The following is a 7,146-nucleotide window of genomic DNA, read 5'->3' as shown; positions in this document are numbered from 1 at the left end:
ACCGCACCCTCTACAAGAGGCGCAACGAAGTCGAACGCCTGTTCCGAAGGCTGAAAGGCTTCCGACGTATCTTCTCAAGATTCGAAAAGCTGGACGTCATGTACCGCGCCTTTCTGAACGTCGCCCTCATCGTGGAGATGATTAAGTGTTAACAGGCCCTAGTGTTGAAACCTATGTTGACATCCGCAATGAGCGGATGCGCGAACATGTGTTTAGTGAACCACTTGCAGTGCTGACGGCAGACCTGGATATGGCCGGTCTTTCGGCGATGGCGGAGGGGGCCACGCAGGATATTGAGTTCGAAGTCAATATCGAGGCCAACGGCAACTCTTCGAGCTACGACGTCATTGCTGCCGCGACCCGCGTAGGTGCCGATCGCGTTGTTGTCTCGGCCCGTCAGCCCGTTATTATTTACCCCGACGACCTGGGGTATGGCGAAGGCATTGCCAAACTGCAAGAACTTGCCGGCTTAGACTCGATCCAGCTGACTGTGCCGGTTACCTTTACGTTGGCCTTCGACCGCTAATCCTTTTGGCGCATGGGTACGTTCGTGCGCCGTTCACTCCACAGCAACGATTGCCGACGACAGCCTGCAAGGCCCTCCGATTTCCTTCAAGGAAATCGGTACGGAAACTTTCAAAGTTTCCGAAACTGACCTCAAATACATTGGCTTTCAACCTCATGACCCTGTCATAGCGGTGATATCACTGCGGAAGGGCCAATCAGTGTGCAACTGACGCAGCCAAGAGTGACTGGCTATAGGGATGATCCGCTTTTTGCTGACGCAGCGCATCGACCAACATCACTTCGACAATCTCACCCGATTTCATCACCGCCAGCCGGTCACACATATGGCCAATCACCGGCAAGTCATGAGAGACCATCAGATATGTCAACTTCCGTTCCTCGCGCAAATCGGTCAGCAGGTTTAGGATTTCTGCCTGTACGCTGACATCCAATGCAGAGGTCGGCTCATCCAGCAACAGTAGATCCGGCTCACCAGCCAGTGCGCGGGCGATGGCAATACGCTGGCGCTGCCCTCCAGACAGTTGATGCGGATATCGAAAACGAAAACGGGACCCAAGTCCGACATCATCCAGCAGCTTTACCACGCGCTTATCGATGTCTTTCATGCCATGCAGAGCCACGGTCTCACTGAGAACCTGATCCACTGTATGCCGCGGATGAAGCGAGGCATAGGGATCCTGAAACACCATCTGAACGGACTTATAAAAGGTCCGGTCGCGCGCCTTTCCGGGTGACAACTCTGACCCGGCAATCTCGATACGGCCTGACCAGGTCGATGCCAACCCGGTGATCGCCCGCAGGATGGTCGATTTGCCTGACCCGCTTTCCCCCACAAGGCCAAAGCTTTCCCCTTGCGCTACGGCAAAGGATGCGGCCCTGACGGCATCAACCCGGTCAGCCCCTTGCCCAAACCAGACATTCAGACCATCAATTTCCAAAGCACTCATTGTCCCGGGCCCACGCTTGGTGCCTCCGCCCAGGCAGGATCGCGGTTCAGCACTTCCAGGTGACGGTGCGGTTGATCCAAACGCGGTAACGAATTCAGCAAACCTTGCGTATAAGGGTGCTGCGCCTCATGCAGCTTGTCGGCATCGCAAACCTCAACGATGCGTCCCGCATACATGATCAGCACCCGGTCACAGAACTCAGACACCAGATTAAGGTCATGACTAATGAAAATCAGACCCATGCCGCGCTGTTTCACCAGCCCGTCCATGATGTCCAGCACCTGCCGCTGCACCGAAACATCAAGGGCAGAGGTCGGCTCATCGGCAATCAAAATCTGTGGGTTCGGGATTAGCATCATGGCGATCATGATCCGCTGCCCCATGCCACCCGACACTTCATGCGGATAGGCCCGCATGACTCGCTCGGGATCCTCAATCGAAACGGCCTGCAGCATCTCGATCGTCTTGGCCCGCGCCTCAGCCCGGCTGGCCTTTGCGTGCAAAAGATAGGCCTCCATGATCTGGCGGCCGACCGTCATCACCGGGTTGAGCGAGAATTTCGGGTCCTGCATGACCATCGAAATCCGCTCGCCACGGACCTTGCGCATCTGCACTTCGCTCAGATCCAGCAGGTTCTGACCTTCCAACGTAATGTGATCCGCCTCGACCATCCCCGGCTTGCGGATCAGTCGCAGGATCGCGCGCCCCGTCATAGACTTGCCAGAGCCACTTTCCCCGACAATCCCAAGCCTCTCGCGTCCCAGCGAAAAGGACACACCGCGCACGGCATCAAAAACCCCCTGCCGGGTCGGAAACCGCACCCAAAGGTTGGAGACATCCAGCAGGACACTGCCTTCATTGTTCTCCAAATATCCATCACCCATCACTGGCCACCCTCCTTAGGGTCCAGAACATCGCGCAAACCATCACCCAGCAGATTAAACGCCAGCGACACGGTAAAGATCGCAAGGCCGGGCGCTGCGGCGACCCACCAGTGATCCAGCATGAACTTCCGACCTTCGGCGATCATCGCGCCCCATTCCGGGCTAGGGGGTTTTGCGCCAAGGCCCAGGAATCCAAGGCCTGCCGCAGCAAGAATAATTCCCGCCATGTCCAGCGTGATCCTGACGATCAGCGAGGATGTGCATAATGGCCAGATATGGCGTGTGATGATCCTCATTGGTCCGGCACCTTGAAGACGTATAGCACTGATAAAGTCCGAGGACCGAATGGTCAGTGTTTCTGCCCGGGCAATCCTTGCATATGGCGGCCAGGCGGTCAGCGAGATCGCCAGAACAGCATTTTCGATCCCTGCACCAAGAGCGGCCACAAAGGCCAGCGCCAGAACCAGGCGTGGAAAGGCCAGAAAGATATCCGTGATCCGCATTAGGATGGTATCAACCCATCCGCCGATATAGCCCGAGACCGTACCGACCAGCAGCCCTGCCAGTGGTGCGATGATGGCCACAAGTGCTACGATATAAAGCGTGATACGCGAGCCATATATCAGCCGCGACAGGATATCCCGGCCAAGGCTATCCGTACCCAGAAGATGATCTTCCACGCCCAATGGCTGCAGACGGTTAGCTAGATTTTGCGTGAAGGGATCATGTGGTGCAAGAAACGGGGCAAACGCGGCGATAGCGACAAGCATCAGCAGGATACCAAATCCCACCATGGCCATCGTATTCGACCGAAGCGACAGCCATCCCTTGTAAAAACTTGCCATCCGGGCATGTCCGCGCGAGGTCGGCGCGTCGGTCAGTAGCCAGTTGCGCCAGCTATTTTGGGGGGCGGATATCTGGCTCATTTCGCCCTCGGATCAAATACTTTGTAAAGCAGATCAGACAGCACGTTGATCAGGATAAAGGTCGTCCCGACAACCACCGTCCCACCCAGAACGGCATTCATATCAGCGCTTGTCAGGGCAGTCGTGATATAGCTGCCTATTCCCGGCCAGGAGAAGATGATCTCGGTCAGAACCGAACCTTCCAGAAGGTTAGCATAGCTTAGTGCGATTACCGTGATCAGCTGGACGCGGATGTTCTTGAAAGCATGGCCCCAGATCACTTTGCGCTCAGACATGCCCTTCACCCGGGCCGTTGTCACGTATTCAGAGCTCAGCTGTTCCAGCATGAAGCTGCGGGTCATGCGGCTGATATAGGCCAACGAGTAGTAGCCCAGCAGCGTCGCAGGCAGCACGATATGAGAGAAGGCGTTACGAAACACCGTCATATTGCCGTCCAGCAAGCTGTCGACCAGGATCATGCCAGTACGTGTTGGCACGATATCCTCGTAGAAGATATCCAGCCGCCCGGGCCCACCGACCCAATCCAGCATGCCATAAAGCACCAATAAACCCAGCATCCCCAGCCAGAAGATTGGCATGGAATAGCCCACAAGTGCGACCACGCGGGCAATCTGGTCAATCCAGGAGCCACGCTTGACGGCTGCCATCACGCCCAGCGGCACGCCCAGCAGGACGCCGATAAACACACCCAGCGTTGCCAGCTCCAGCGTTGCGGGAAAGACCCGTTTGATATCTTCGATGACCGGGCGGGCATTCATATAAGAGATGCCAAAATCCAGCCGCGCCACATCTGAAATATAATAAAAGAACTGCACAAGCAGTGGCTTGTCCAAACCCATCTGTCGGTAGATCGCTTCGTAAAGCTCGTCCGAGGCGCGTTCTCCGACAACCGCGATGACCGGATCGATGGGCATCACCCGTCCAATCATGAAGGTGATGAACAAAAGGCCCAAAATCGTCACAAGGATCGACAGGATGGTTGCGACGATCGGTCGGATCCATCTCAAAAGGGGCGCGAAACCGCGCCCCTTACTTGTGTCACTGACTGCCATTATTTGGTGACAACCCAGTATGCCGCTTCGGTCACAGCACCACCGATGTTCCAGTCATTCACATTCCCGGCCACACCAGAACGCTCGGTCCGCTGGAACATAACCGCAAACGGTGACGTCTCACGGAACTTGGCCTGAATGTCACGATACATTTGCGCACGCGTTGCCGTGTCAGGTTCGATCTTGGCCGCTTCGGTCATCGCAGTCAGATCGCCCGGGTTCCAGGAATTCCGCCAAGCCAGAATACCGGTGGCTTTGGCTTCGTCCGAGTTGTCCGGGTTCCAGGCAAAGGTGCCGGCATTGGTCTGCGGGTCAGGATAGTCCGGACCCCAGGCACCAAGATAGGCATCCAGATCGCGCGCACGATACCGTGTCAGGATCTGCTTGGCAGTTCCGACGGTGATATTCATAGTGATCCCCGCCTCAGCCAGCGTGTTCTTCAGCGACTGGGCGATCTCAAGCCGCTCCTGTGCTTCGCGAACACCGACCTCAATCTCGAACGGCTCAACGCCTTCCAGCAGTTCTTTGGCTTTCTCGACATTGTAGGTGAATGGGTTTTCATCAACAGAACCCATATAGGTTGCGGGCAGGAAGTTCTGGTGAACCGCCCAATCCCCTTTGAGGAAGCTGTCCTGCATCCCTTCATAGTCGATCAGATACTTGATGGCCTGAACCACCTTGGGGTTCGACAGCTGCGGATGCTTCTGGCTTAGCGAGAAGTACATCAACTGGCCGCTAAGCTCTGCATGCAGGCGTAGCTCATCGCTGGCGTCGACAGCCGCCGCATCTTCGGGGTTCAGGTTGCGGGCGACGTCAATATCGCCTTTTTCCAGCAGCAGGCGCTGCGATGCGGATTCCTGCACGTGGCGTGTAATCACACGCTCCATCGCAGGAGCGCCACCGTAGTAGTCCGGATTGGACTGCAGCGTCACACTTTCATTCGGCTTCCAGGATACCAGCTTGTAAGGGCCCGAGCCGGCGGAATTGGTCGCCAGCCAGGTATTGCCCATGTCGCCATCAACCGCGTTCTCCTCGACGGTTTTCATGTCAACGATGGCACCAATGCCCGCGGTCAGGCAGTTCAACACGAACGAGGTCGCATATTTCTGATCTGTGGTGATCTTCAGCTTGCCGTCTTCGACGCGGATCATCTCATCAACATTCTCGGGCGTGAAGCCGAACTGCGTCAGGATGAAAGCCGGTGTCTTGTTCAGCTTGATCACGCGGCGCAGCGAATAAGCTGCGTCATCCGCTGTCACCGGGTTGCCAGAATGGAATTTAACACCTTCGCGCATGGTGAAAGTGATGGTCTTGCCGTCTTCGCTGACTTCCCAGCTTTCGGCCAGATCAGGCTGATAGCCTGCGTCCAGATCCATCGGATCATAGGTGACCAGCTTGTTATAGATGTTCCGGGTCATTTCCATCCCGGTAAACTCAAAGCTCTGCGCTGGATCGGCTGTGGTGATGTCGTCGATCCGCATGGCCATCACCAGCATATTCGCCGGTGTCTCTGCAAAACTGGCGGGCGCAGAGGACAGCGCCACCGCCAGGCTGAGGGCTGCGCCGCTCAGTAGTCGGTTGATAGCATTCATGTGTTGTTCTCCCTTGTTGTCATAGATGCTCTACCCCGTCGCGCCGGATAATGACCCCCAGGTCTTGTCCAGCACGCGTAGCCAGTTCTTGTGGCACAGCTTTTCGATAAGTGTGTCATTATATCCGTGCTCTGTCATAGCTTGTTTCAGTTTTGGTAGCTCTGCAACCGTTCTTAGGGTTTCCGGCATAAGCGCACCGTCAAAATCCGAGCCCAGCGCAACCCGGTCCTCGCCCAGCCGGTCAATCATATAGTCCAGATGCCGCAGCAATTGGGAAATCGGTGTGTCGGTGTTCAGCTGACCGTCATCGCGCAGAAAGGCGACGCCGAAGTTCAGCCCGGCCAGACCATCGCTTTCGGCAATCGCCTTCATCTGATCATCGGTCAGGTTGCGGGCATGGGGCGCGATGGCATGAGCGTTGGAATGTGTGGCGACCAAAGGCGCGTCGGAATGACGGGCGACATCCCAGAACCCAGCCTCGTTCAGATGCGACAGGTCGATCAGGACACGCAATTCATTGCAGCGCTTGACCAGCCTTATGCCGTGATCGGTCAGGCCCTGGCCGATATCGGGGCTGGCCGGAAAGCTAAGCGGCACGCCATAGCCAAACGCGGTCGGGCGGCTCCAGACCGGGCCAACGGATCGCAACCCGGCACTGTGCAGCACGGACAGCATATGCAAATCCGGGTCGATCGCCTCCGCCCCTTCCAGATGCAAGATAGCGGCCATCTTGCCCTCGGCCATCGCAGCGCGGATATCAGCCGTATTGCGACAGAGGCGCAGTGCGCCGCGCCGATCCAGTTCCAGCAGAATCGCCACCTGCACCATTGCGGGCTGAATCGCGTCTTCCCAATCCACAGCCTCTGGCAAGGGCAGGCAATACTCAGCTTTGCTCAGTTCACGGCGCTTTTGCTCCAAATCTATCGGCGAGGGTATGAACACCGCAAAGAAACCACCGGCAAAACCACCTGATATCGCCTTGGGCACATCAACGGACCCATCGCGCCCATTGATAAAGCTGTCCACCTGGGTCAGTCCGCCATCGAAAAACAGTTGGCACAGCACATCATTGTGCCCATCAAAGATTAGTGGCGCGTGTTGCAGAACTTCCCCCTCAGCGTCTTTACGACGACCCCGTGGCATCCTTCCAGAAGCCATGGGTATTGTTTAGCGAAAAGATTATGAGTAAAAATCATAGTATTAGTCACAGTGGAATA

Annotated in this window: 7 protein-coding genes and 1 pseudogene; 2 read left to right on the top strand and 6 right to left on the bottom strand. The window is 56.4% G+C overall.

Annotated elements, in window-relative coordinates:
• Together ACW9UQ_RS14550 and ACW9UQ_RS14545 are read left to right on the top strand one after the other, a co-directional pair.
• Positions 1-152: pseudogene (locus ACW9UQ_RS14550) on the top strand (IS5-like element ISCARN85 family transposase); the annotation flags it as partial.
• Complete coding sequence (locus tag ACW9UQ_RS14545; RefSeq protein ID WP_458931746.1) at positions 146-526, top strand: hypothetical protein; 381 nt, start codon at positions 146-148, stop codon at positions 524-526. The pseudogene ACW9UQ_RS14550 and the gene ACW9UQ_RS14545, both read left to right, overlap by 7 nt.
• A gap of 196 nt (positions 527-722) precedes the next feature.
• Here the strand turns inward: ACW9UQ_RS14545 and ACW9UQ_RS14540 are convergent, their stop codons facing one another.
• The 6 genes from ACW9UQ_RS14540 to ACW9UQ_RS14515 are packed head-to-tail and all read right to left on the bottom strand — an operon-like array spanning position 723 to position 7,072.
• On the bottom strand, positions 723-1,475 hold the full coding sequence (locus ACW9UQ_RS14540) for an ABC transporter ATP-binding protein (protein WP_458931745.1): 753 nt from the start codon (positions 1,473-1,475) through the stop codon (positions 723-725).
• Positions 1,472-2,359 carry an ABC transporter ATP-binding protein gene (locus tag ACW9UQ_RS14535; protein ID WP_458931744.1) on the bottom strand — a complete coding sequence of 296 codons (888 nt, stop codon included), beginning with the start codon at positions 2,357-2,359 and terminating at the stop codon, positions 1,472-1,474. Before ACW9UQ_RS14535 ends, ACW9UQ_RS14540 begins: the two co-directional genes overlap by 4 nt.
• Complete coding sequence (locus ACW9UQ_RS14530) at positions 2,359-3,285, bottom strand: ABC transporter permease (RefSeq protein ID WP_458931743.1); 927 nt, start codon at positions 3,283-3,285, stop codon at positions 2,359-2,361. Before ACW9UQ_RS14530 ends, ACW9UQ_RS14535 begins: the two co-directional genes overlap by 1 nt.
• Entirely contained in the window at positions 3,282-4,337 is a 1,056-nt protein-coding gene (locus ACW9UQ_RS14525) for an ABC transporter permease (protein WP_458931742.1), read from the bottom strand. The genes ACW9UQ_RS14530 and ACW9UQ_RS14525 overlap by 4 nt, the downstream gene beginning before the upstream one ends.
• On the bottom strand, positions 4,337-5,929 hold the full coding sequence (locus tag ACW9UQ_RS14520; protein WP_458931741.1) for an ABC transporter substrate-binding protein: 1,593 nt from the start codon (positions 5,927-5,929) through the stop codon (positions 4,337-4,339). The genes ACW9UQ_RS14525 and ACW9UQ_RS14520 overlap by 1 nt, the downstream gene beginning before the upstream one ends.
• Before the next feature lie 30 nt (positions 5,930-5,959).
• The gene (locus ACW9UQ_RS14515) at positions 5,960-7,072 is read right to left on the bottom strand and encodes a dipeptidase (protein ID WP_458931740.1); all 1,113 of its coding nucleotides are present in this window, start codon (positions 7,070-7,072) and stop codon (positions 5,960-5,962) included.
• Positions 7,073-7,146: the final 74 nt, after the last annotated feature.

Source organism: Halovulum sp. GXIMD14793 (assembly GCF_054457435.1).
The sequence above is the reverse complement of the archived record's forward strand: the minus strand, read 5'-3'. Positions and strand labels throughout refer to the sequence as shown.

Bases quoted from the DNA above. Each gene is read 5' to 3' on its own strand.
- ACW9UQ_RS14540 (WP_458931745.1), bottom strand. From the start codon at position 1,475: ATGAGTGCTTTGGAAATTGATGGTCTGAATGTCTGGTTTGGGCAAGGG.
- ACW9UQ_RS14535 (WP_458931744.1), bottom strand. From the start codon at position 2,359: ATGGGTGATGGATATTTGGAGAACAATGAAGGCAGTGTCCTGCTGGAT.
- ACW9UQ_RS14530 (WP_458931743.1), bottom strand. From the start codon at position 3,285: ATGAGCCAGATATCCGCCCCCCAAAATAGCTGGCGCAACTGGCTACTG.
- ACW9UQ_RS14525 (WP_458931742.1), bottom strand. From the start codon at position 4,337: ATGGCAGTCAGTGACACAAGTAAGGGGCGCGGTTTCGCGCCCCTTTTG.
- ACW9UQ_RS14520 (WP_458931741.1), bottom strand. From the start codon at position 5,929: ATGAATGCTATCAACCGACTACTGAGCGGCGCAGCCCTCAGCCTGGCG.
- ACW9UQ_RS14515 (WP_458931740.1), bottom strand. From the start codon at position 7,072: ATGCCACGGGGTCGTCGTAAAGACGCTGAGGGGGAAGTTCTGCAACAC.